General features: G+C 48.0%; 19 protein-coding genes. 7 read left to right on the plus strand and 12 right to left on the minus strand.

Annotation, left to right across the window (positions count from 1 at the left end; translation table 11 throughout):
* Positions 1–138: 138 nt before the first annotated feature.
* Both viaA and P0Y67_RS07375 read right to left on the minus strand, forming a co-directional pair.
* Entirely contained in the window at positions 139–1,593 is a 1,455-nt protein-coding gene (viaA, locus tag P0Y67_RS07370) for an ATPase RavA stimulator ViaA (RefSeq protein ID WP_342391363.1), read from the minus strand.
* Between the two features lie 13 nt (positions 1,594–1,606).
* Positions 1,607–3,244: an ATPase RavA domain-containing protein gene (locus tag P0Y67_RS07375; RefSeq protein ID WP_342391364.1), complete on the minus strand. Its 1,638-nt coding sequence runs from the start codon at positions 3,242–3,244 to the stop codon at positions 1,607–1,609.
* A gap of 329 nt (positions 3,245–3,573) precedes the next feature.
* On the opposite strand from P0Y67_RS07375, the gene P0Y67_RS07380 reads away from it, so the two are divergent.
* Together P0Y67_RS07380 and P0Y67_RS07385 are read left to right on the plus strand one after the other, a co-directional pair.
* Positions 3,574–4,440 carry a GGDEF domain-containing protein gene (locus P0Y67_RS07380; protein WP_342391365.1) on the plus strand — a complete coding sequence of 289 codons (867 nt, stop codon included), beginning with the start codon at positions 3,574–3,576 and terminating at the stop codon, positions 4,438–4,440.
* Between the two features lie 81 nt (positions 4,441–4,521).
* Entirely contained in the window at positions 4,522–5,340 is an 819-nt protein-coding gene (locus tag P0Y67_RS07385; protein WP_342391366.1) for a phosphate ABC transporter substrate-binding protein, read from the plus strand.
* Between the two features lie 51 nt (positions 5,341–5,391).
* Here P0Y67_RS07385 and sseA read toward each other — a convergent pair whose 3' ends face one another.
* Positions 5,392–6,246, minus strand: a complete 855-nt coding sequence (gene sseA, locus P0Y67_RS07390) for a 3-mercaptopyruvate sulfurtransferase (protein WP_342391367.1) — start codon at positions 6,244–6,246, stop codon at positions 5,392–5,394.
* 259 nt (positions 6,247–6,505) lie between these two features.
* Here sseA and P0Y67_RS07395 point away from each other — a divergent pair, with 259 nt between their 5' ends.
* Positions 6,506–7,444, plus strand: coding sequence for a precorrin-2 dehydrogenase/sirohydrochlorin ferrochelatase family protein (locus tag P0Y67_RS07395; protein WP_237795556.1), 939 nt, complete (start codon positions 6,506–6,508; stop codon positions 7,442–7,444).
* 4 nt (positions 7,445–7,448) lie between these two features.
* Here P0Y67_RS07395 and P0Y67_RS07400 read toward each other — a convergent pair whose 3' ends face one another.
* Positions 7,449–7,958: a DUF1097 domain-containing protein gene (locus tag P0Y67_RS07400; protein WP_218385771.1), complete on the minus strand. Its 510-nt coding sequence runs from the start codon at positions 7,956–7,958 to the stop codon at positions 7,449–7,451.
* A 273-nt stretch (positions 7,959–8,231) separates the two neighbouring features.
* On the opposite strand from P0Y67_RS07400, the gene nagZ reads away from it, so the two are divergent.
* On the plus strand, positions 8,232–9,236 hold the full coding sequence (gene nagZ, locus P0Y67_RS07405; RefSeq protein WP_342391368.1) for a beta-N-acetylhexosaminidase: 1,005 nt from the start codon (positions 8,232–8,234) through the stop codon (positions 9,234–9,236).
* A 95-nt stretch (positions 9,237–9,331) separates the two neighbouring features.
* Here the strand turns inward: nagZ and P0Y67_RS07410 are convergent, their stop codons facing one another.
* From P0Y67_RS07410 to P0Y67_RS07435, 6 genes are all read right to left on the minus strand, one after another.
* Positions 9,332–10,429 carry an outer membrane protein transport protein gene (locus P0Y67_RS07410; RefSeq protein ID WP_342391369.1) on the minus strand — a complete coding sequence of 366 codons (1,098 nt, stop codon included), beginning with the start codon at positions 10,427–10,429 and terminating at the stop codon, positions 9,332–9,334.
* A 483-nt stretch (positions 10,430–10,912) separates the two neighbouring features.
* Positions 10,913–11,560, minus strand: a complete 648-nt coding sequence (locus P0Y67_RS07415; RefSeq protein WP_342391370.1) for a TetR/AcrR family transcriptional regulator — start codon at positions 11,558–11,560, stop codon at positions 10,913–10,915.
* 773 nt (positions 11,561–12,333) lie between these two features.
* A complete protein-coding gene (locus P0Y67_RS07420; protein WP_337110990.1) occupies positions 12,334–13,248 on the minus strand; it encodes a cation diffusion facilitator family transporter in 915 nt (304 codons plus the stop codon).
* Positions 13,249–13,376: 128 nt separating this feature from the next.
* Positions 13,377–13,805 carry a thioredoxin TrxC gene (gene trxC, locus P0Y67_RS07425; protein ID WP_342391371.1) on the minus strand — a complete coding sequence of 143 codons (429 nt, stop codon included), beginning with the start codon at positions 13,803–13,805 and terminating at the stop codon, positions 13,377–13,379.
* 168 nt (positions 13,806–13,973) lie between these two features.
* Positions 13,974–14,438, minus strand: coding sequence for a hypothetical protein (locus P0Y67_RS07430; RefSeq protein WP_342391372.1), 465 nt, complete (start codon positions 14,436–14,438; stop codon positions 13,974–13,976).
* Positions 14,439–14,645: 207 nt separating this feature from the next.
* Positions 14,646–15,095 (minus strand): MOSC domain-containing protein, encoded by a 450-nt coding sequence (locus P0Y67_RS07435; RefSeq protein ID WP_342391373.1) that lies wholly within the window; start codon positions 15,093–15,095, stop codon positions 14,646–14,648.
* Positions 15,096–15,396: 301 nt separating this feature from the next.
* Here P0Y67_RS07435 and pdhA point away from each other — a divergent pair, with 301 nt between their 5' ends.
* From pdhA to P0Y67_RS07450, 3 genes are read left to right on the plus strand one after another with little or no spacing between them, the layout of a single operon-like run.
* Positions 15,397–16,485 (plus strand): pyruvate dehydrogenase (acetyl-transferring) E1 component subunit alpha, encoded by a 1,089-nt coding sequence (gene pdhA / locus P0Y67_RS07440; protein ID WP_342391374.1) that lies wholly within the window; start codon positions 15,397–15,399, stop codon positions 16,483–16,485.
* Positions 16,478–17,461 carry an alpha-ketoacid dehydrogenase subunit beta gene (locus P0Y67_RS07445; RefSeq protein WP_342391375.1) on the plus strand — a complete coding sequence of 328 codons (984 nt, stop codon included), beginning with the start codon at positions 16,478–16,480 and terminating at the stop codon, positions 17,459–17,461. Before pdhA ends, P0Y67_RS07445 begins: the two co-directional genes overlap by 8 nt.
* The gene (locus tag P0Y67_RS07450) at positions 17,458–18,615 is read left to right on the plus strand and encodes a dihydrolipoamide acetyltransferase family protein (protein WP_342391376.1); all 1,158 of its coding nucleotides are present in this window, start codon (positions 17,458–17,460) and stop codon (positions 18,613–18,615) included. Before P0Y67_RS07445 ends, P0Y67_RS07450 begins: the two co-directional genes overlap by 4 nt.
* Before the next feature lie 89 nt (positions 18,616–18,704).
* Here the strand turns inward: P0Y67_RS07450 and P0Y67_RS07455 are convergent, their stop codons facing one another.
* Complete coding sequence (locus tag P0Y67_RS07455; RefSeq protein ID WP_027251365.1) at positions 18,705–20,048, minus strand: DEAD/DEAH box helicase; 1,344 nt, start codon at positions 20,046–20,048, stop codon at positions 18,705–18,707.
* Positions 20,049–20,329: 281 nt separating this feature from the next.
* Positions 20,330–22,204, minus strand: a complete 1,875-nt coding sequence (locus P0Y67_RS07460; protein WP_342391377.1) for a PhoX family protein — start codon at positions 22,202–22,204, stop codon at positions 20,330–20,332.
* Between the last annotated feature and the right edge of the window lie 34 nt (positions 22,205–22,238).

Raw genomic sequence — 22,238 nt, forward strand, 5'->3', positions numbered from 1 at the left:
GGTGTACCAGACTGAACCAGATAGGAAAACCTGAACTCTTAGGCGTTGGTTATCCACCACCTTAAGCATAGCGCACAGAATTCGGTGTAGGATTGATAGCCGTGCAGAGCCATGACAGCCTGCACAGCGGCTGGCAACTCAGGGAATATGACGAGAGAAAAGTCGGCCAAGCGCCGAGGGATGGTGAGACCAGTGCGTATCAAACATGTCCATCAAAGCCGGGTTGCCGTACCGTGACAGACAAACGGCATGGAAACGATTCTTATGCTGTTTCAGTTTTGCCACACGCTCCTGCATCTCCGGCGATTGCGACGGCGCAATAAAATCGGACAGCACAATGAGATCCGCATTTTTATACTTATCGCCACTCATCAGCATCAAAGACTGATCCAACACAGGCGTTAAATCTGTGCCGCCATGAAAAGAATAAGAAAGGAAATTTAACACTTCACTTAAGCCATCCTGCCGGGTCAGCTCATACGTGATGTGCTGGGTAGAAAACAGCATGACATAACAGTCTCTGTCATCGGCAAGTGCAATCTGCATCAATCCGTAAGCCAACGCTTTCGCGCACTGCTCTGGATAACCGGACATTGAACCAGAAGCATCAATGCAAACTATAAACGGCCCTTTGTCCTGTTCAACCTGCTTACTTTGCTTCCTGTAGGCTTTCACTTTGCGCAGTTTGCGCTGGGCACCCTGCATTCTGTAATTCATTAAACGCTTATCAACAAGGTGCTTGTAGAACACCACCTCCAGCTCAGGATAGGCAAGAAACATCGCCTCGTTAGGCAGTAAACGCGCCAGATCATCGCTGGGATGCACACCTACAATATCATCAGTGACGTTGTCACTCTTTTCTTCGACCATTTTCAGCTCTTCCGTCTGAACCCTGGCCTGATTCGGATCATCGACCGCGTTAGCCATTCGGCCTAACTTGTCAGCAATCTCCTGAATTTCATTATTTTTTTGAAGAAATCTTGCGATAGATTTTAAACGTTCCACATCCGTTTTGGTCAGTTTGGCTTTCGCCATATCCCAAAGCCGGCCAGCGCGTTTTTCATCGCCTGCTTCATCGACTTTTTCCATTTGCTGCATGGTTTCAATGCGCTGATACAGGTCTTTCAACAGTGCTTCTTTATGATGCTCTAACTCAGATTCCTGCGCTTTCTTGAGTGCTACTTGCAAATGTTCATACCACTGATGACAAAAGTAGCTGTGAAACATAGGGTTATGTTTCTTCTGATCATGGTCAAGCAATCGGCGCGCTTTAAAATAAAAACCGGACGTCGTTTCAAGCTCACTGACCACCTGCTCTGCATTGTCCATAAAAGTGTCCGCAGACCATTGCCGAACCTTTTGATATAAAGCCAGCTCCTGACTGAACCGCTCGGCCACATCCACTTTTGCGATGCGATGCTGCACATAGCTGCGCCACTTACTGACCTGCAGCTTCATAGACGACTTAATTCCCGGACTGGAGTCCGCTGCCATCATCAGCTGTGGCCGGGTCATCAGTTCGTTCACTGCATTTTCAATGATACCCGACTCTGTCAGCATCAGAGCCAGGTTAATACCTTCGGTGACTGGCATTGTCTCCTCCCAGCTATGCGAAGTATTCGGTCAGGCGGGTTAACCGCATAGCACTTTTGTCCAAATGCCGCTGAATTGTCGCAATTTCATCACTTGCAGTCGCCAGACTTTGTTCAATCAGCACCGGAAATTCAGGGTCAACGAAGTTGTGCGGTAATGCCCCGTGAAAGCGGCTCCGTGCCAGTTTCAATAAATGAGCCGCCTCACTGATGGCATCCGTTGCTTGCTCGACTTTTTGCTGCCAGCCAACCAGCTGTTCCTGGCTGACGCCGTAATCTCCGGCCATGCCGACCAGCACATTCCGGTTAGCAATATCTTTGATCACCAGGCGATCTGTGGCATCAATCTCAAAATGCAGCCGGCATAAATGCGTATTCTTATTAACAAAGCCATAGATATCGCATTGTCCTACTTTGATCTTTTTCTCGAATTCATCACCATCCACATACACCCAGCGGCTATCGCCGGTTTCCTGTTCAGAAACAGAAGGATTATGCTGCAGCATCACCAGTTTGATCATGCGCGGATTGTTGTTGACCGTATACCGCTTGGCGCCGGAAAAATCGTACTTGTATCTTTCCTTGCCCATCAGCGTGTCATGCCCGAATGCCACACTAAGCTTGCTGGCAACCGCCTGGTGGACTTCCTCTATCTGATGCTGCGCCGTATCGGCCTGCTGAGTGGCGGCTTGCTGTCCGAAGACTTGGTTAACGGCAAAGTCGCGTAAGATCTCCCGGATATCCTGTCGGGATTCCGGGCTGTGCCACAAACACTCCTGCAGCAACAGCAAATCAAGCGGATTGATACTGTCCCGGCCATTGAAGAAAGCACTGGCTTTGAGCAGCCTTACCGATTTTTTCCATCGCCGGTCTGAGATGTAAAGCTCGCTGCTGCCCGATTCGACTTTCTCCTCGATCATGGATTTCAGCTGATAAATGGTTTCGAATGTCGCCTCATCAAGCTGGATATGATCGATCAATGCCTGCCATTGCTGATATTCTTCTTCTTTAATTTTCAGCTCAGCGGGCAAACTCGCCATCTCAGGGCCTTCGCCCAGCAACATGGCTTTGAAATTTTGTTTTTCCTGTATGCGATTAACGAACACACGAACCAGCATACGGTCGTACAACGCTTCCAGACCGCTGTCTTCATCCGGTAATTCGTTGGATGCCGTAATCAGCAAACGCATTGGTACGTTCAGTGTGTCCTGACCATTTTTAAACGTCCGCTCGTTAACGACAGTCAGTAACGTATTCAAAATGGCAGGACCCGCTTTCCAGATTTCATCCAGGAAAACGACTTCGGCTGTGGGTAAGTAGCCATCAACCAAACGAACATATTTACCGTGGTCTTTGAGCTCCTGAATCGATAAAGGCCCGAACACTTCTTCCGGGGTCGAAAACCGCGTCATCAGATAATCAAAGAAGCGGCTGCCATCAAAGGCTTCGATCAGTCGCTTAGCAATCAGGCTCTTTGCTATTCCGGGAGGGCCAAGCAGGAAGACACTCTCACCAGACAGTGCCGCCAACAGACAGAGTCGAATGGTATGCTCTCTTTCATAGACCCCGTTTGACAGAGCCTGGATAAGTTTCTCTACCCGCTCAGCAAGCAGCGCTTTATTGGGTAAACTATTGGCCGCCATAGATAGCATATTGGTCATTTCCTCGAGGCAAAAAGGTCTGATGTAGCAATGAAATGGGTGGCGCTGAAAAATCTCATTCTAGCCACAGAATAGCCGTAAAAAACACATTGTTACAAGTATGTTAATATACATAATTTGTTACAAACAGGGTATATCAAACTGGGTAGGCAACCAACATAGATCAATCATTGATTTCATTTTTGATGCATTCAGGATGAGCACAAGATCACAGAGTGTAATGGATTGCGCTGCAGGCTTCGGGATGCGGACTATGTCTCGATTTGTTACTACATAGCGCTATCTCAACACAAATCATCGTGATAATATTTTAGTCAATTATGAAGAAGATCTCTCAATTGCCTGTCGGGCTGACAATTTTTGTATGTTTTGGGGTACTGATAACCACCTTTATCCCCATGCAAGGTAACCTGGATGCCGTTACTTCAAGCCTGACACTGGTGCTGATTATCCTGCTGGTCCGCGAAGTCGCCAGTAAAGAAATGAAGTTTTTATTACTTCTGTCTGCCTGTACCTACGGGATTGGTGTAATTGCCGATCTTCTTGATGACATTCCGGAACTTGCCAATCATTGGTTGCTGACACGCACCGATGATGTGTTCAGCAATATTGGTGTTTTTTTACTGTGTTTCTGCTTCATTAAACTCTTGCATCAACGCCGCGAGTTAATACAAAAACTCAGGCAGCAAATTGCTAAATCCCGTCAACTGGAGCTGGAACTCAGCCGGCAGGCATTGCAAGACGATCTGACCAGGCTGCAGAACAGACGCTCACTTTTCAGACGATTTGATCACATGGCGATTAACCTTAATCGCGGCATTATGGCTTACATTGATATAGACAACTTCAAACAGGTTAATGACCGTCTTGGTCATCGCCAGGGAGATCTGGTGCTGATTGAAATAGCTAACATTATCTTCAGGCATTCACCTACCGGCAGTCAGGTCTACCGCATAGGCGGTGATGAATTCATTGTTCTGTTGCCCAGTGAAGACCAATATCAAAGCCAGGAATGGCTTGATCAGCTCTATGAACAAACTCAAGCGCTTAGAGATACGTTCAAATTAGGTATCAGTGTCGGCCTTGTCCCGTTTCATCCTGGTAATCTCAGTGATCCGGACTTACTGCTCGCTAAAGCAGATAACGCCATGTATCAGGAAAAAGAACAAAAAAGTCGTGTCGAGTAACTTCAGTTCAGATTCACAATTCTGTCATATCCTCGTCATACCATAGCGGCTACCCCCGTAGTTCAAATTTGGAGAGACGCAATGTTGCTTCGCCTGGCTTCTTTATTGGCCGTTATCACCCTGTTACCCATTCAGGCTAATGCCAAAACCGTTACCGTATCCGGTTCGACATCTGTCAGTCATATACTTGAAGTATTAGCTGAACAATATGAGCAGCAACATTCTGATGCTTCCATTGCTGTGCAAGGGACTGGGTCATCTGCTGGTATTTCGGCAGTCAAACAAGAGGCTGCTGAGCTTGGAATGAGTTCGCGATTTCTGAATGACGACGAAATACGTCCGGATGTATCGACCACATTAATTGCTCATGATGGTATCGCACTGGTGGTCAACAAGAACAACCCGATTGACACCCTGAGCAAAGAACAGGTTATGGGTATTTATCAGGGGAAAATTACCAACTGGAAACAAGTCGGTGGCGATGACCTCCCCATAGCGGTTGTCAGCAGAGAGAACGCTTCCGGTTCACGATTTTCTTTTGAAGATTTTATGGGTCTGACACGTACTATCGGAGATAAAAGCGTCTCTGATATCAATGCGAAAGCTCTGGTGGTTAACACCAATGGCATGGTGAAAAGCCTGATTGCCAGAAACAAGCACGCCATTGGCTATATGTCGCTCGGCTCTGTTGATGATTCAGTAAAACCGCTGGATTTCGAAGGTGTTTCACCCAGCCTGACCAACCTGGAGTCGGGCCAGTATCAAATCTCCCGCCCTTTCATCATGCTTTATAAAAGCAAAAAGCTCACATCAGATGGTCGTGACTTCCTCAATTATCTCCTGTCTGAAACCAGCCAGAAATTACTGCATGATCGCGGTTACATTCCCGTTGTGCATTAACCAATACACACTCTCTGGCTTACCTGATCACTCAGGTAAGCCACAGCTCGATCAGGATACCACAGGGTATTTCATGCCTGCGCCCCATTCCGTCCAGGAACCGTCATAGACAGTCAGATTTTTCCGGCCGGCTACATCAGCTGCAAGGGCGAGAATACACGCCGTTACCCCGGATCCACAACTGAAAATCAGCTGCTGATCGTGTTCTGAAAACGCATCAAAACGTTGTTTCAGTATTGATTGCGGCACTAACCTGCCGTCTTTCACCAACTGACCAAACGGGAGGCTCTTGGCATTCGGCATATGACCACTGCGTATGCCTTCTCTCGGCTCTGGCTGCTGGGCATAAAAACGTGCTGCAGGGCGTGCATCCAGCACCACAACCTGAGGGTCGGTTAATTTTTCCACCAATGTCTGGGCATCCATCACCCATTCAGATCTGAACTTGGCAGAAAATTGCCCTTTTTCAGACACTTCAGTAACAGCACCTGATTCTACCGAGCCTCCGGCCGCTTTCCAGGCGGGCAATCCGCCATCCAGCACCGCGACCTTGTCATGCCCCATCACTTTAAACATCCACCACACGCGCGGTGATGAGAACAGTCCGTGAGAATCATAAACAACGAGAGTGTCTTTGTTGCTGATACCTAATTCCGCCACTTGGCTGGCAAACTGCTCTGCACCGGGCAACATATGCGGCAGGCTGGAGTCCTTATCGCATATCTCTTTATCAAAATCGAAATAAACAGCACCTGGAATGCGTTCACTCTCCCACTCTGCCCTGGCATCACGGCCACTGCCCGGCATAAACCAGCTCGCATCCAGTATCACGATATTTTCCGCATCGGCATGTTCCAGCAACCAGTCAGCACTGACAACAGACGACGGTAATGAATTCTTTGTCATACCCTAATCACCTATCCCTATGAATTTCAGCTGTTTGTATTAAAACCAGATAACCATATTCATCACAGCCATTTCAGTTATCAACCTTATATTGTGATAGTGATAGCAGGTAATACGACCAGACTAAACCTTTTTCTCTGTAATCCAGCCACTTGCCACAACAAACAGAAGCAGGCTGAACTTGAATCCGATTGTTCATCGGGTTAATGTCCCTGAACTCGGTGCCCGCACTTTTCTGATTTATTGCAAGGACGCGAATATGGACTATTTTCCGGTCTTCACCCAATTACACAACAAACCTGTACTGGTCATAGGTGGCGGAGAAGTGGCCTGCCGTAAAGTCGATCTTCTATTACGGGCCGGAGCAGCAATCACACTGATATCACCACGCCTGCATCCTGCATTACAAAAGCTGGCCAGCCAGCAAAAACTGCGCTGGCTGGCAGAGTCTTACCAGCCGGGAAGTCTGGGGGGCTATTATCAGGTGTGGACAACGACGGATGATCGCGAACTGAATAAGCGTATCTTTCATGATGCCCAACAGAAGAAAATTTGGGTCAATGCCGTCGACGATCCTGCCCATTGCGATTTTATTACCCCATCCATGATAGATCGCTCCCCCATTCAGGTGGCCATATCCAGTGGTGGCGCTTCACCGGTACTCGTACGTTACCTCAGAGAAAAGCTGGAAACCCAGCTCGCGCAAAACTTGTCTCTTCTGGCAGATTTCGCTGGAAAACAAAGAAACCGCCTGAAACAACATTACGATACCGTCGATAAACGAAGACACTTTTGGGAGCTATTCTTCCGCTTGCCTCAGGTAGAAAATGCCCAGTCTGTTGAGGTGCTTGAAGCGGCTTTTGTCCAGCTACTGGCTCAAGACAATCAGGCAACAGGGACGGTATGCATTATAGAGACAGGCACAGATGTTGAAATGCTGACATTGAAAGCGTTGCGACTGATGCAGCAGGCCGAAATGGTGCTTTACACCGATGAAGAGAGTCAGGCTGGTTTCATTGATCTTTGCCGCAGAGATGCTGATCGTGAAGCTTGCAGTGAGGAGAATCTGTTGCAAAAAGCGGATGCCCTGCTCAGCCAGGCTGTCCGCGTCTGTATTCTGGTCAAAAAAGGAAGGACTTCTGCATCACTTTCTGCTTTTTGTCAGCAGCACAAGGGTGAGGTACTTCCCTCACTGTAACCGTTTATTTTGTAGAGGCAGCGGCGGGTGCAAGTTCAGACTTAAACGCTGCCTTCTGCGCGCGTTTTTCACTTTGCGCCTTCAGCCACAAACCAGATGTTTTCATCGCATAACCAAATACTACGCCGAGCATTAGCGAAGGGATAACCAGTTGCCAGTTACCCGCGGCAGCAAATGTCGCACAACAGCCGATAAATGTCCCCGGAATAAAGCTCAGCCACTCGCGCTTTGCCTGTACACACATCAGAAATGAAACAATGCCGGTTGCAATATAGCCGAACAGCTCCATTCCTATCCATGTTGAGCCGTGAATGATCAGCATTGCCCAGGCGACACCACTCAAATTGGTCGCCATACTGATGCCCATGCCCTTTAAGCCATCCTGAGGTGCCGCAAAATAGGTGGTACACCCCAGAAATCCGCCCCAGCTCAACAAGCCAAGTGAAACAGCTACCCAGCCCCACAGACCAGATAACAAACCGGTTGTAATTGCTATAGCGATTAATGCTGACATGTTAAGACCTCTGAAAACGCTAACTTGATATCTTCGATGCGATGAAGGAAGAAGTCTAATCACTCTGCCCGCCCAATAAATTGACACAAATCACACATCAAATGAAATAAATGAAACACAATGTTTTATACAGTGAACAATGACACAGTAATCAGCTAACTGACGCCAGATTCAATCAGCAAAATGCTGTTTTGAGTCTGATCAGCTTGTGATAACTTAATGCTTTCTAAAACCTATGTTTCTTCTGAGATGCAGTCAAAACGGAGTGCCACCATGGGGCCTTTAATGCTAGATGTGTCAGGTTTCGAACTTGATGCCGAAGAGCGTGAAATTCTTCAACACCCCACAGTAGGCGGAGTCATTTTTTTCGCCCGCAACTACCACGACAGAGAGCAACTGTTTGCTCTGACACAATCCATTCGTCAGGCAGCAAAACGTCCTTTGATCATTGCGGTGGATCAGGAAGGCGGACGAGTCCAACGCTTTCGTGAGGGTTTTACTTTACTGCCTCCTGCCCGGGCATTTGCAACGGCCGACAATGGAGTCAAACTTGCCCGTCAGGGGGGCTGGTTGATGGCCGCGGAATTACTGGCTATGGATATCGATCTCAGCCTGGCACCTGTATTGGATATCGGCTTTGACTGTAAAGCCATTGGAGACCGTGCGTTTTCAGATCAGCCCGAACAAATCATTCAATTTGCCAGTGAGTTTATACGCGGTATGAAAGAGGCGGGAATGGCGGCAACAGGTAAACATTTCCCCGGACACGGTGGCGTTATCGCAGATTCGCATCATGAAACCCCTGTTGATCAGCGCAATGATATTGCCGTTCGTGATATGTCGGTATTCAAAGCATTAATCGAGGAACAATTACTTGATGCCATGATGCCAGCCCATGTGATTTATCCTTCCTACGACGATAAACCCGCCAGCGGCTCTGAATACTGGTTAAAGAAGGTGCTTCGGCAACAGCTTAATTTTAAAGGGGTTGTCTTTTCAGATGATCTGAACATGAAAGGTGCTGATGTACTGGGCTCCTACGGCGATCGTGCTGTTGCTTCTCTGCAAGCTGGCTGCGATATGGTGATGTTATGTAATAACCGCAGCGGAGCAATCGAGGCACTTGAAGCATTGCCGCAAACCCAGGCTCCCGTGCTTAATAACTTACTCAAAAAGCCATTTGCACAGTATGCAGAGATGGTAAGAACGGCTGAATGGAAGCAGCGCTCTGAAGCCATTCGCCGACTGCAACAAGAATGGCAGGAAAAATCGCACTAGTGGTTTTTTTAACTGTCTGGCGTCCCATTCAGCTTACCTGAACACAAACGCCCGGAAGACCGGGCGTTGTTATCGAGACAGGACATGCCGCTGAGTTAAAACTTGTGTTCAACCCCGACTGTCAGGCCATAAAGGCTGTTATCTTGATAGATAGTGCCGGAAATATCTTTACCGTCTTTGACCATTTTGTACTGAGCAGCCCCAAACAGCGAGGTGTTGCCAAAGGAATACTTGCCTCCTACCTGCACACCCTTTGCACCGTTTCCTGGCGCCAGAGGATTCAGATTACCCTCACCGGCTCCTTCGGCATAATTCAGTTCGATACCACCACCAAAGGATGGCGTAAACTGGCGAGCCAGTCCCAGCGCATAAGTGACACTGTCGCGATCAAAGGTAACGACTTCTCCGCGCACCTGAGTTTTTATCACATGCTCGCTCCATCTGCGCCAGTGAGCAGAAAAAGTCAGTAATGTATTCTCGGCAACCCCCGTCTGGAAATCAAAATCTATGGTTTCTGGTAGTTCAATTTCCGCCTGGCTTGATACTGAGCTTGCCTTACCCCCTGTTTTATTCACAATTAAGGCACCGGATTCGGTCGTATCAAACGAGTGCTCAACCGCTGACTGATACGCTACAGTAGCGCGTAACGCGATTTTAGGGATGTGGTAAGACGCACCCACTGTATAACCGAAACCTATGTCATCACCCAGATCCAAATCTAAACCACCAAAACCACCATTCATGTTGGTGTTAAATTTCGCATTAATTTCAGTCTGATTGATGGTAGGGCCAGCAAAAGCTGAAAATGAAGGGGTAATTTGGTACTTGCCCGTTAAGGCTAGGGTGCGGGTTTTTACGTTAGCGCTGGAACCCTGCCAAAAACCGCCTGTGTGCTGAGTATCAATATTATTTGAAAGATAATACTGCGCATTTCCTGAGAACTTATCAGTAAAAAAGTAATTCACTGCACCCTGGACATAGTGAGTATCATTGAAAATATCACCAGTGTTACCAAAGGTAGGGTGATTACCCTGAATGTCGTAGTTAAAATAGGAATACGACGCCGCCACCTTATCATCGGGGCTGTACAAATTACTGTAGCTATAGCGTCCAAACTCATAGGCCGCACCATGAGAATAAAAGCTCGTTGCTGACAAAATTGCGACGAGTAATGATTGATACTTCAGCTTCATTGTTCGAATACCTCTACATGTGAACCCGTCTCACCACTGTGTGATAACAAGGGTTTTCCCCCCTATTGCAAACCCGCTTGAACTGCTCTTAAGACAGTCATCAGCAAAAACGGTTAGCAACAACCCCTGCTATCTATTTCCGGTGAGACGAGACATCCGTTGTCGTTTCATCTTCGAAGTTCTCAACAATATTGTTAACACTTCGTTATTATTTTGTTTCGAAATGAGGTTATCTGAATCAAAGCTGAACGTCCACACAAAATAGGTCATACGTCCGATTATTTTAAATAAATACTGATTGATCACAAAATCATCTCAACGAGATGTGACTATGATTCAAACAATTCAGATTGATGAAGCCAGTAACAATGCGGAGTTCAGCGAAGAAGCCGCTGTGTTGTCACACACACAGCGGCTGTTATAGGTCAAGCTACGAAAAAGAAGAAGGTAAAGGAAATGAAAAAATCAGTTCAAAAGTTAGAGTTATTCAGTAGCAATAAGTGTCGACAATAATCGCTTTAGGGTTTTAGAAACAATTTCCTGATTGAAGTTTTGATCACCACTGACCAAAGCAAACTCAAACTCCCTGAAGGTAAAAATGACCAGATTGGCATCAATTTCCGGATACGGACTGCCTATCAGTTCAGCCGTCTTTTTGATCAGGCTCAGCACTTGTAATTTATACTCACTGACTCGCTTGACCAGCATCTCAGACTGCCCGAGAGCAAACAGGAAATGGCAGCGAATTGTCAGCTGCTTTCTGCGCGTCTCATCTGTCAACTCCGTCGAAATGTACTGTGTTAACAATTCGGTTAGCTGCAGAACACATGATTCACGATCCTCGGTGGCTCCCTTTGCCAGGTATTCTCTGAGTATCGTGTCCACTTGCTCCTGAATCCATTGAATCTGTTTCACTTCTCGTCTGGCAAATTCTTCAAATGCACTCAGGATCAAATGATCCATGCTTTCAAAGTAATAACTGGTAAGTGATAACCGAACCTGAGCAGCATTGGCAATATTCCGGTGTGACAAGCTGTTTAAGCCTGTCGTCGCAATCAAATCCAATGTTGCTTCAATGATTTTTTGTCGGGTAAGCTCTCCCTTTGTCGTTTTTCGAGAACTAGCTGCCATCTCGACTTATCCTTGATGTTTATGAAAAGTAAAAGTTTGCATTCATGGCAATAATATCGAAAACACTTCATTACATAAACTCCAGTGTTTCACTTTTGGTCTGCATGCCCACACTTACCAGCCCGGAGCTTCTCACTGGCAGACATTGGAAACCAAACAGGTGAATTTCCGTACCGTTCATCGCCTGCTTTTTTTGCCTGATAAAATGTAAAAAAAAAATCCCCGAGCAGTGCTCAGGGATTGATGTGTAATGAGGCGCGCTTATGCCGCCATGTGCTAGTGAATCTCTGTGCTGACTTACAGTGATTTACTGGAGTAGTTAATGTTCTTGCAGGTTTTCTTTTCTTTTAATACAACCACAATCCCGCCAACAATAAACGCCATAACCAGTAGTGTCTCGAACATAACTTTCCCCAAATTCAGATAATCACTGCAGTCTTAAACGACCAGCCAAGAAAAAATAAACAGAGCAGCTAAAATCTACATAAAAGTAGTTTTTCCGTCTCCGGTTTGGCGGTTATCAGTTCAGGCAGCACATCCGAAAGGGACCCAGTATCAATAGCATACTGAGAAAAAGGTTCAAATCCGGCTTTCCAACTGAAAGTTTGCTATAACATTCCGGCGACTAATTTTTAGCCACGCGTATTCTGCGCTTTATTTGCACAAAGTTCCAGCAAAATTTGCCTTACTATTCTTTGATTTTGATATAAGTTTAACTAATAAAAAATGCGGCCCGAGTGGACCGCATTTCATTTATCTACCTGCCTGATGCATTACAGCCAGCGTTTTTGACCGGTAAAGGTAACAGACAGCCATGTATCACCCAGCTCGCCTTTCAATTTATCCCACAATAATTGACGAATCTTGTCCTGGCGTTTTGTGGTCCAGTACTTATCGTCTTTTACAAGGATGTTGATTTCCAGATCGTACTGACGGCCTGTTTTAGCGAAATGGTGAGTATAGTCATCGAAGTTATACTGTTTAGACAGATCTTCAATCACGGTATCCACCCGGTTCTGCACCTGGTCATGCGGAGCGACCAAAAGCACCTCGCGCAGGTTACGGCGTAACACCTTAATCGGCAGGACCGACGCAGCAATCGCCATTGCAGACACAAGAATGGGATCGACATAAGCATTCCAATGTGAATAGCCTATTTTGTCGAAAACCATGACCAGCATAAAACCAACTAAAATTGCGGCACTCAAGATGCCATCGACCAACCATTCCTGTGAGTCGACCCGAACAAGTTCGGAGTCTACCTTACGGGCAATGTGAGTTTCCGTGAAATAGATGCCAAAACAACTGATGGTAGACAACACTGCGTATACCATTGCATGTTCCAACACAACTTCATGGCCACCGTTGACAATGGTTTGCACACCACTAACGAGTGCAAACAAACAGGTTACCAAGATGAGCAAGCCATTGACGACATTGATCAAAGGTTCGATGTGGGCGTAACCAAACTGGAAGTGGTTATCGTCCGGTCTTGAGACCAGGTAGGCGGTATACAGACTCAGGCCTGTCATACCCATACTCAGAAAAGAGAACATACCGTCGAGCAGAATCGCACTAGATCCCACATACAGCCCATAACCTATACCCATAGTGGCAAGCAGGACCGTACCGGCAAGAGACATTTTCAGTGCCAGACGTTCCTTACTAATTTTACGGCTGATAGCCATAAATTCCTCCTCATTTTTTCCCAAAGTGTTGATATCAGTATCAGCTTTAAACTGTTGACCTATTGACAGTCAACCATTGAAGCATGACGATTTAATGAACCTGCGAAACTCGCTTTGGTGACATGCCCTCATTCAAGTGCATCTTCAAGCCATTGCAAAAACGCAGGTTTTCGTAATGCGGTGTTCAAGGTAGCCTGCTGGCGCCCTTTTCTGAAAACCAGAACAGTCGGAACACCTCTTACTCTGTAGCGCTTTGCCAGATCCGGATGCTGGTTAACATTCACCCTGACAAAACGGTATTGCTTTTTCTGTTTAGCGACTTGCTCAACCACTGGCTTAAATGCCTGACAGGGAGCACAATTATTACCCCAAAACGTCACTATCACAGGTTTGGGACTTTGAATCAGCATAGCAAAGTTCTTACTGTCGGCCTCAACCGGGCTGCCATCCAATACAGCTTTAGAACAATGCGAACAAGAAACGGTATTGGATAATGACGTGGTCTGCAGAGACACTGCCTTCTGACAATGCGGACAGCTCACAGTAAAACTTGGCATGTTTTTCCTATTTTCCGGCCTGTTCTTTGTTGTTCAGACAGGCCGTCTGATACAAATTTCCGCCAGTATACCACAACTTATAAAAAACCAGGATAACGGCAAGAGCCAGCCCCGTTAACTTAACTCAATATCACAGAGTGGGACAAGTCGCAGCTTCTGCCAGCAAACTCAAAAATCAGTGCGCTGCAACTGAAGCCGTTCAATATCACTAAAAAATGAGATGATCTTGGCCCGGCTGACACTGTACATGAACTTTGTACCGTCACACATTTCAGAATCGGCTACTTTTATCTGGGGCGATTTCAGCTGCATGAACTCGCAGGCCGCCTGCTCTTCACACGCAAGATCCCTCTCATCGTTCAGCGTTTTCCAATAGTCGGCAAAATGATTCAACGCTGTATCCAGCTGCCGGTAATTCTCCGAACTTAACTCTGGGCGAAGAACTTTTAATTCCTTTTTGCGCTCAGTCAGGAATAGGTTGAAGTTCTCTGCGTAGCTGTCTATCGCTGAATGGCTGTAACATGCCTGCTGCACATATCTCTCTTGCTGGGCATAGACATTATCACTGCCGCGTTGGGACGAACAGGCAGATGCAGTAAAGCAGGCAATAAAGACAATAAAATACAACTTCATTTCTCACACTTCCCGTTCCTGAATCCGGGCAGCGTCAGCACATTGCTGCCCTTCATATATAGAAAAGTATGCCTGAAATACCCTGTTCAACACGCCCAAAGACCGCGATTTCTTAGCACTGAGACATCTTGTTATCTATTGAGAAAACTATGTCTGTGAAAACTATGTCTGTGAAATCTATGACACAGAAACCGACGCCCGAGAAACCTAGGGCTCAACCTGAGTAACGAGCTGCACACTGTTCCCCAGTTGAATATCGCCGTCAGACAACACGCGACAGCATACTCCGCCGCGCCATTCCGGCCTGAGTGCCTGAGTCATTCCCTGAAATTGCTCATCCATACGGGGGCAGGGATCGGTTTCTCGTGTAATTTGAAGCTGCAAGCTACCAATCGCGATGATATCGCCGACATTGCGCTCGGAAAAGCGTATCCCTTCCACCAGCAGATTGGCTCGGCGGATGGTCCAGGGCAATGTCTCCCCCACTTCATCACAGGCATCTTGCCAGGAATCAAGGGACAATACTGTCACCTGTCGCTTGCCGGGTTTACCACGAAAGTCATCTTCCACACCGTTTTCACAGCTTACATTGACTTGATTTAATTCTTCCATAACAGCACGTGACGCTTTACGTCTGGCGATTCCAATCAACTTCATCCAAACATCTCCCTAACACCCATAAAAATACAGCATTTAACACTGGAAAATCACCTGCTGTACCGAATTCTTTACTATGTTGGCAATGCGCTACCAACGCATTTTTTAACACTTTGATTACAATTAGAAGTGTTCGCCACTCCATGTATGTAAAGCACCTACTATACCCAAAAATGCCAGGTTGCAGCGAAACTAATTGCAACGCCAAGGATGAATGGGATAGCCAGGGTTAGCAATACACAATTAACAATAGTGACTTTTCTGCCCTAATGGTTTCGGGCAGTGACAGAAGGAGCTTGATATGAATGTTCAAGCCACAAGCATGCACCGGTACTTAGATTTTCAGGGGCAACTGCTCTCGCCTCTGCCGGCATGGGCGGATATCCCGACGCTGCAAGGCTTTTACCGGGACATGGTGCTGACCAGAGTTTACGACAACAAAGCTGTCGCGCTTCAGCGTACAGGTAAACTTGGGACCTACCCATCCCATTTAGGATCCGAGGCCATAGGTATTGCTGTTGGCCGCGCCCTCAGGCAAGACGATGTCTTTGTGCCTTACTACCGCGACATGCCTGCAATGTGGGCGCGCGGAATAGCAATGGAAAAAAATCTCCAATACTGGGGTGGTGACGAGCGAGGCAGTGATTTTGCGTTTAACGATCAACCCTGCCGGGATCTTCCTTTTTGTGTGCCTATTGCCACGCAATGCACGCATGCTGTTGGCGTTGCAGCCGCACTGAAAATCCAGGGCGGCCATCATGCTGCACTGGTCACCTGTGGTGATGGCGCGACATCGAAAGGGGATTTCTTGGAATCCATCAATTGCGCCGGTGCCTGGAACATCCCTTTGGTGTTTGTCATCAACAATAACCAGTGGGCGATCTCTGTGCCACGCAAGTTACAGTGCGGCGCCGAGTTTCTGTCCGATAAAGCCAAAGGCGCTGGCATCCCCGGCATCACCGTCGACGGTAATGACATCATCGCCATGTATGACATCATTATGAAAAGTCTGGACCGAGCGCGAAAAGGCAAAGGTGCGACCTTAATTGAAGCCGTCAGTTATCGCTTAGGTGATCACACAACAGCTGATGATGCCAGCCGCTACCGGAGTGAAGATGAGCTGCAGCAAGCCTGGCAGTATGAGCCGGTAAAACGCCTGAAAGCGTTTCTCGTGTCGCAAAGCGCCTGGTCTGAAGACGATGAAAAACACTGGCTGGCTCACTGCCGTAAAGTCGTGGAAGAAGCCGTAGAGCGCTATCTTGCCATTGCTCCTCAGCCCCCTGAGTCTGCTTTCGATTATCTGTATGAACAACCGACTGATGACATGCACCCCCAACGGGATGCCATTATCAATAAAGCAATGCGCATGCAGGGAGGCCGCCATGGCTGAGATTACCATGCTGGAAGCCGTCAACCTCGCTCTGCATCACGAAATGGCCAGGGATCCTAATGTGGTCATACTGGGTGAAGATGTGGGGGATAACGGCGGTGTATTTCGTGCCACTGTTGGCCTGAAGCAAGAATTTGGTTTAAAGCGTGTGATTGACACCCCGCTTGCTGAATCTCTGATCGGCGGTGTCACCATAGGAATGGCAAGCCAGGGGCTTCGCCCGGTTGCTGAGTTCCAGTTTCAGGGCTTTGTCTTTCCTGCGCTTGAACACCTGATTTGCCATGCGGCCCGCTGGCGTAACCGTACCCGTGGCCGGCTCACCTGCCCGGCCGTTTTCCGCGCTCCCTTCGGAGGCGGGATTCATGCCCCGGAGCACCACTCCGAAAGTGTTGAAGCAATTTTTGCCCATACTCCGGGTTTGAAAGTAGTTATCCCTTCATCGCCAAAACGAGCCTACGGCCTGCTGCTCGCGGCTATCCGCAGCAATGATCCTGTTATGTTCTTCGAACCCAAACGCATCTACCGGACAGTGAAATCCGATGTCATCGACAACGGTGAAGCACTTCCGCTGGATACCTGTTTCACACTGCGTAAAGGACGAGATTTGACATTAGTCACCTGGGGGGCCTGCGTTGTCGAAAGCCTGGAGGCTGTGAACGAACTCTCCAAAATGGGCATTGAAGCAGAAGTTATTGATCTGGCCTCAATCAAACCCATCGACATCAACACCATTATTGCCTCGCTGGAAAAAACCGGTCGATTACTGGTGGTGCATGAAGCCAGCAAAACCTGCGGTGTCGGTGCTGAGTTGCTGGCGCAAGTCTCTGAGAAGGCTTTGTGCCTGTTAAAAGCGCCACCGATTCGGGTCACTGGTATGGATACTGTCATGCCTTATTACCGTAATGAAGAGTATTTCATGATTAATAAAGACGACATTGTCATTGCGGCCAAACAACTTGTGGAGGGGTGGAAATGAAGACGTTTTCCTTGCCGGATCTGGGCGAAGGACTCGCCGAATCTGAAATTATTGAATGGCATGTCAGTGTCGGTGATACCGTGGAAGTCGACCAGGTCGTGCTGACCGTTGAAACAGCAAAAGCCACAGTTGAAGTGCCTGCGCCCTACAGTGGCACCATTGTAAGCCGGCACGGTAATGAAGGTGATGTCATCTCTATTGGCAGTCTGCTGCTGGAGATCGACGAAACAAATTCTACCGATGCCAATGTCAAAGAAGTCAGTCAATCTGAAAAAAGCCAGCGTGCCGATGCCGCCACTGTGGTGGGCAACGTCTCTCACCATGCACAGAGCGTCAGCGTTGATGAATTTTGGGTTGGCAGTCAGGTAAAGCCATCATCAGAACAGATCAGCGCCTTACCTGCCGCTCGGTTGCTGGCTCAGAAACTGGGGGTAAACCTTAAGCAGATCAACGGAAGCGGACCCAATGGCGTCATTGTCGAAGCCGATGTCTACCGGGCCTGCGATCAGCAACTGCCGGGCACTGAAGTGCTAAAAGGCGCTCGCCGGACTATGGTCGGCAGCATGACAGAAGCTCATCAGCAGGTCGCTGCGGTTACCATCACAGAAGAAGCACTGCTGGACAAATGGCCGAAAGACGAAGACATCACCACTCGTATTATTCAGGCCATCGTTTCTGCCTGCGAACAGGAATCGGCTTTGAATGCCTGGTTTGATGCCGAAACCATGACGCGCTGCGTACACCATAAAGTCAATATTGGTATCGCGGTAGACAGTCCTCATGGTCTGTATGTTCCGGTACTTAGGGATGCGGGCAGTCTGAATCCCAAAGCCATCCGGCGCTGGATAGACGAAACAGCAGAAGGTATCAGGGCCAGAAAAATAGGCCGGGAAGAGTTTCAGCATGCCACCATCACACTGTCTAACTTCGGTGCGATTGCGGGCATTTATGCAACGCCGGTCGTCACTCCGCCACAGGTGGCCATTGTAGGGGCCGGCCGGCTCATTGATAAACTCGCGATGAAAGATAATAAACCGCTTTCTGTGAAAGCCATGCCATTGTCAGTGACCTTTGATCACAGAGCCTGCACCGGGGGCGAAGCTGCCCGGTTTGTCAGAGCCCTTGTTCAACACCTGTCAAAACCGCATGGTTAACACATAAAAAGTTAACGCATAAAAAGTTAACGCATAAAAAAACAGGCCAGTGCAAAGCTGGCCTGTTTTTCTTCAGTTCTGTTCTTCAGTTATTCATCATCTGCTGACGGCTCTGCCGGTTTTCTCTTTTTCGGCATGAAGACATTGTCCCCGACAGCCATGTTGTCATAGAAACGTTTATCCAGCTTCTTCTTCGGTTTAGACGCCGCTTTGGCTTTATCCTGCTGAGGTTTCGCCTTGGTATTTTTCTTCGGCTGATAAGTTTTCTTAGGCGCAGGTTTCAGCCCTTTAAACTTACCTTCCAGCCCTTCCAGGGCGGTGAAACTGATTTGTTTCTGCAGGAAAGCTTCCACATTCTTAAAGCTTTTCCAGTCTTTCGGCCCCACCAGCGAAACCGCGTCACCTTTATTACCGGCCCGGCCAGTACGTCCGATACGGTGAACATATTCTTCGGCATGCTTGGGCATGTCAAAGTTAATCACGTGTGAGACTTTACTGATATCCAAACCACGCGATGCAATATCCGTCGTCACCAGAATTTTGTGAACATTGCGCTCAAACTGGCTCATGATGTTGTTACGTTGCGTTTGATTCAGGTTACCGCTCAAGGCCACCGCTTTGAGTTTGCGTTCATTGAGCAACTCAGTCAGGCGGTTTGTGTCTTCGCGTGTCGCGGTAAAAATAATGACCTGGTCATAATTTTCCTGCTCCAGCAAGCGATCCAAAATAGCCTGCTTGTGATCCAGGTGATCGCACAAGATAAAGCGTTGCTCAATATCACCATGATCCTGAGCCGCATGACCAACAGCAATACGCTTAGGTTCATTCAGCATTTCAGATGCGATATCAATGACTTCCGGATCATCTAATGTGGCGGAAAACATCAGGGTCTGACGGCGTCTGTGATCAGCGGCCTGGTGAATTTTACGCAACTCCGGCGCAAAGCCCAGATCCAGCATGCGATCCGCTTCATCCATGATCAGCATTTCCAGACCGTTCAGGTGCGTGCTGCGGTGCTCCAGATGGTCCGCTAAACGGCCAGGTGTTGCCACCACAAACATTGGGTCATTGCGCAGCGCTTTTACCTGATCATTAAAGTTCTCGCCACCTACGATCAGCGTGCTGTCATAAGGTGTACCGGCATTCAGGGTGCGTAACTGTGCATAAACCTGCTTTGCCAGCTCACGGGTCGGTGTCAGAATGACCACGCGCGGGTCACGTTTGGTAAAAGGTTTACCGCGGTACATGCGCTGCATGGCCGGCAGCAAAAATGCCAGAGTTTTACCGGAACCGGTTTTCGAGGAAGCCAGCAAATCTTTTCCAGCAATCGCAACAGGAATCGCTTGCTGCTGGATTTCTGTCGCCTGCGAGAAGGCCATATGATTCAATTTTTTCAACAGTCGCTGATCAAGACCAAGATCTTTAAAGTGCAAAGTATTGCTCCGGTAAAACGCTCTAAAACAAGAATATTTCCCGCTGATTGCTTGTGATCTGGCTCACAGCCGGAAGAAAATTTAGCGGCGGATTATACCATAGTTATCCTGATTAACCACGACAAGATAACAGGACATCGTACAACGCATTTTGATCATCACTACAGTGTTAAACCGTAATCAGAGACAGTAAAGCCTGAAACAAAATGGCCCCAGTCATTACTGAGGCCATTTTCGTTTTGGTTAGTAGTACGCTGTTAATGTTTCGCTATCACGCGCCATCAGGCACCAATCACGCCCCCGTCCTCCCGGGTAATCATCATGATAGTCGAGCGCGGTTTGGTGTTACCACCGTAAGGGAAATGCGATGGCGCACCTTCTTCGCCTGGGTGCTGAACGCCCACGAACATGGTTTTGTTATCCGGCGAGAATGCCAGCCCTGTAATTTCACAAGCGACCGGTCCGGTCAGGAAGCGGCGCACTTCGCCCGTCATAGGGTCACCGCACAGCATCTGGTTATTGCCCTGCCCGGCAAAATCGCCTTTGTTCGAGTAGTTACCGTCGGTCTGAATCCACAAACGGCCTGCGCTATCGAACCCGATACCATCCGGGCTGTTAAACATATTCCCGGTATTGATATTGTCGCTGCCGGCGTACAAGTCACCGTTATGAACCGAAGGGTTGCCGGCAATCAGATACAAATCCCAGACAAAACCTTCACTGGTGTGATCACCATTTAATGGCATCCAGCACAGAATCTGACCATAGTTGTTCTTAGCTCGTGGATTCGGCCCCCCAACGGGCTGCCCTTCTTTACCACGGTTCTTATTATTCGTCAGTGTACAAAACACATGCTTGTTGTCCGGATGCACAGCCACCCACTCAGGACGGTCCATAGTAGTTGCACCAACCTGAGTGGCAGCCCGACGGGCAAAAATCAACACTTCGCCCTGATCATTAAACCCATTTTCCGGTGTTAAACCATGCTTACCGTACGTCAGCTCAATCCACTTCCCCTGACCTTTCAGCTGATCGTCATTCATACCGAACTGGGCAACATACAAAGTGCCTTCTTCCAGCAATTTGCGGTTAGCGGCATCATTACCTTGCTGAAAACGGTGCTTAGAAACAAATTTGTACAGGTGCTCACCGCGTTCATCATCGCCCAGATACACCACAACATGACCATCTTTATTCAGCGTCAATTCAGCATTTTCGTGTTTAAAACGGCCTAATGCCGTACGCTTCATTGGTGTTGACTGTGGATCATTTGGATCGATCTCGACGATCCAGCCGAAGCGGTTGGCTTCATTCGGGTTTTTCAGTACATCGAAGCGTTCATCATGCTGATGCCATTTGTAGTCACTGGGCGACGCCGATATGCCATAACGGGCCTGATCTGCGTTGACATCACCTTTTGCATCACTGCCGAAGAAATCATCAAAGTTTTCTTCACAGGTCAGATAGGTTCCCCAGGGTGTTTGACCGTTCGCACAGTTATTGAACGTGCCTAATGGCTTGATTCCTGCCGGATCCGCCTTGGTTTTCATCAGTTCATGACCCGCGGCCGGCCCTGTGAGCATCATAGGCGTATTGGCAGTAATACGACGATTTCGTTTACCGCTTTTATCAATAGCCCACTGGCCGTTTTTACGCACAACTTCAACGATAGTCACACCGACGGCTGCCTGTGCCTTACGCACATCATCCGCCGTCATGTTGCCACCCTGGTGATCAAACAAATACTCGTAGTTGGTGTATTCATTATTGATAGCCAGAACGCCGCGATCTTCACTAACGGCAAAAAAGCTCATGCCATCTGTGTTATCACCGAACTGACGCTCCTGTGTGCGTGAATCCTGCTTTCCGCTTTGGTCAAATTCAGGCGCACCGGGAAAGATCGGATCGCCCCATGACATCAGCGGGCTTGCCTTGTAACCTTTTGGTACCACTACGGTATCTGCGGTAGAAACGGGCACGGCTTCAAAATTCAGCAGGGAGGATGTCGGTGAAGCAGCCACGGCTTTGGCTACCGGGTTTAATGCCAGAAATGCCCCTGCACCTGCAGCAGCGGTTCCAGTCAGAAAATGACGGCGCGATAATCTCGCCTCAATCATTTTAGTTAGTTGCGAGTCCTGCTCATCACGCTTCCACATTGTATGCTCCTTATTATTCTTCGCATATCCAAAT

Source organism: Photobacterium sp. SP02 (assembly GCF_038519165.1).
Taxonomy (GTDB): domain Bacteria; phylum Pseudomonadota; class Gammaproteobacteria; order Enterobacterales; family Vibrionaceae; genus Photobacterium; species Photobacterium halotolerans.

Excerpts from the sequence above, each read along its gene's own strand:
- viaA (WP_342391363.1), bottom strand. The coding sequence starts at position 1,593 with ATGCCAGTCACCGAAGGTATTAACCTGGCTCTGATGCTGACAGAGTCG.
- P0Y67_RS07375 (WP_342391364.1), bottom strand. The coding sequence starts at position 3,244 with ATGCTATCTATGGCGGCCAATAGTTTACCCAATAAAGCGCTGCTTGCT.
- P0Y67_RS07380 (WP_342391365.1), top strand. The coding sequence starts at position 3,574 with ATGAAGAAGATCTCTCAATTGCCTGTCGGGCTGACAATTTTTGTATGT.
- P0Y67_RS07385 (WP_342391366.1), top strand. The coding sequence starts at position 4,522 with ATGTTGCTTCGCCTGGCTTCTTTATTGGCCGTTATCACCCTGTTACCC.
- sseA (WP_342391367.1), bottom strand. The coding sequence starts at position 6,246 with ATGACAAAGAATTCATTACCGTCGTCTGTTGTCAGTGCTGACTGGTTG.
- P0Y67_RS07395 (WP_237795556.1), top strand. The coding sequence starts at position 6,506 with ATGGACTATTTTCCGGTCTTCACCCAATTACACAACAAACCTGTACTG.
- P0Y67_RS07400 (WP_218385771.1), bottom strand. The coding sequence starts at position 7,958 with ATGTCAGCATTAATCGCTATAGCAATTACAACCGGTTTGTTATCTGGT.
- nagZ (WP_342391368.1), top strand. The coding sequence starts at position 8,232 with ATGGGGCCTTTAATGCTAGATGTGTCAGGTTTCGAACTTGATGCCGAA.
- P0Y67_RS07410 (WP_342391369.1), bottom strand. The coding sequence starts at position 10,429 with ATGAAGCTGAAGTATCAATCATTACTCGTCGCAATTTTGTCAGCAACG.
- P0Y67_RS07415 (WP_342391370.1), bottom strand. The coding sequence starts at position 11,560 with ATGGCAGCTAGTTCTCGAAAAACGACAAAGGGAGAGCTTACCCGACAA.
- P0Y67_RS07420 (WP_337110990.1), bottom strand. The coding sequence starts at position 13,248 with ATGGCTATCAGCCGTAAAATTAGTAAGGAACGTCTGGCACTGAAAATG.
- trxC (WP_342391371.1), bottom strand. The coding sequence starts at position 13,805 with ATGCCAAGTTTTACTGTGAGCTGTCCGCATTGTCAGAAGGCAGTGTCT.
- P0Y67_RS07430 (WP_342391372.1), bottom strand. The coding sequence starts at position 14,438 with ATGAAGTTGTATTTTATTGTCTTTATTGCCTGCTTTACTGCATCTGCC.
- P0Y67_RS07435 (WP_342391373.1), bottom strand. The coding sequence starts at position 15,095 with ATGAAGTTGATTGGAATCGCCAGACGTAAAGCGTCACGTGCTGTTATG.
- pdhA (WP_342391374.1), top strand. The coding sequence starts at position 15,397 with ATGAATGTTCAAGCCACAAGCATGCACCGGTACTTAGATTTTCAGGGG.
- P0Y67_RS07445 (WP_342391375.1), top strand. The coding sequence starts at position 16,478 with ATGGCTGAGATTACCATGCTGGAAGCCGTCAACCTCGCTCTGCATCAC.
- P0Y67_RS07450 (WP_342391376.1), top strand. The coding sequence starts at position 17,458 with ATGAAGACGTTTTCCTTGCCGGATCTGGGCGAAGGACTCGCCGAATCT.
- P0Y67_RS07460 (WP_342391377.1), bottom strand. The coding sequence starts at position 22,204 with ATGTGGAAGCGTGATGAGCAGGACTCGCAACTAACTAAAATGATTGAG.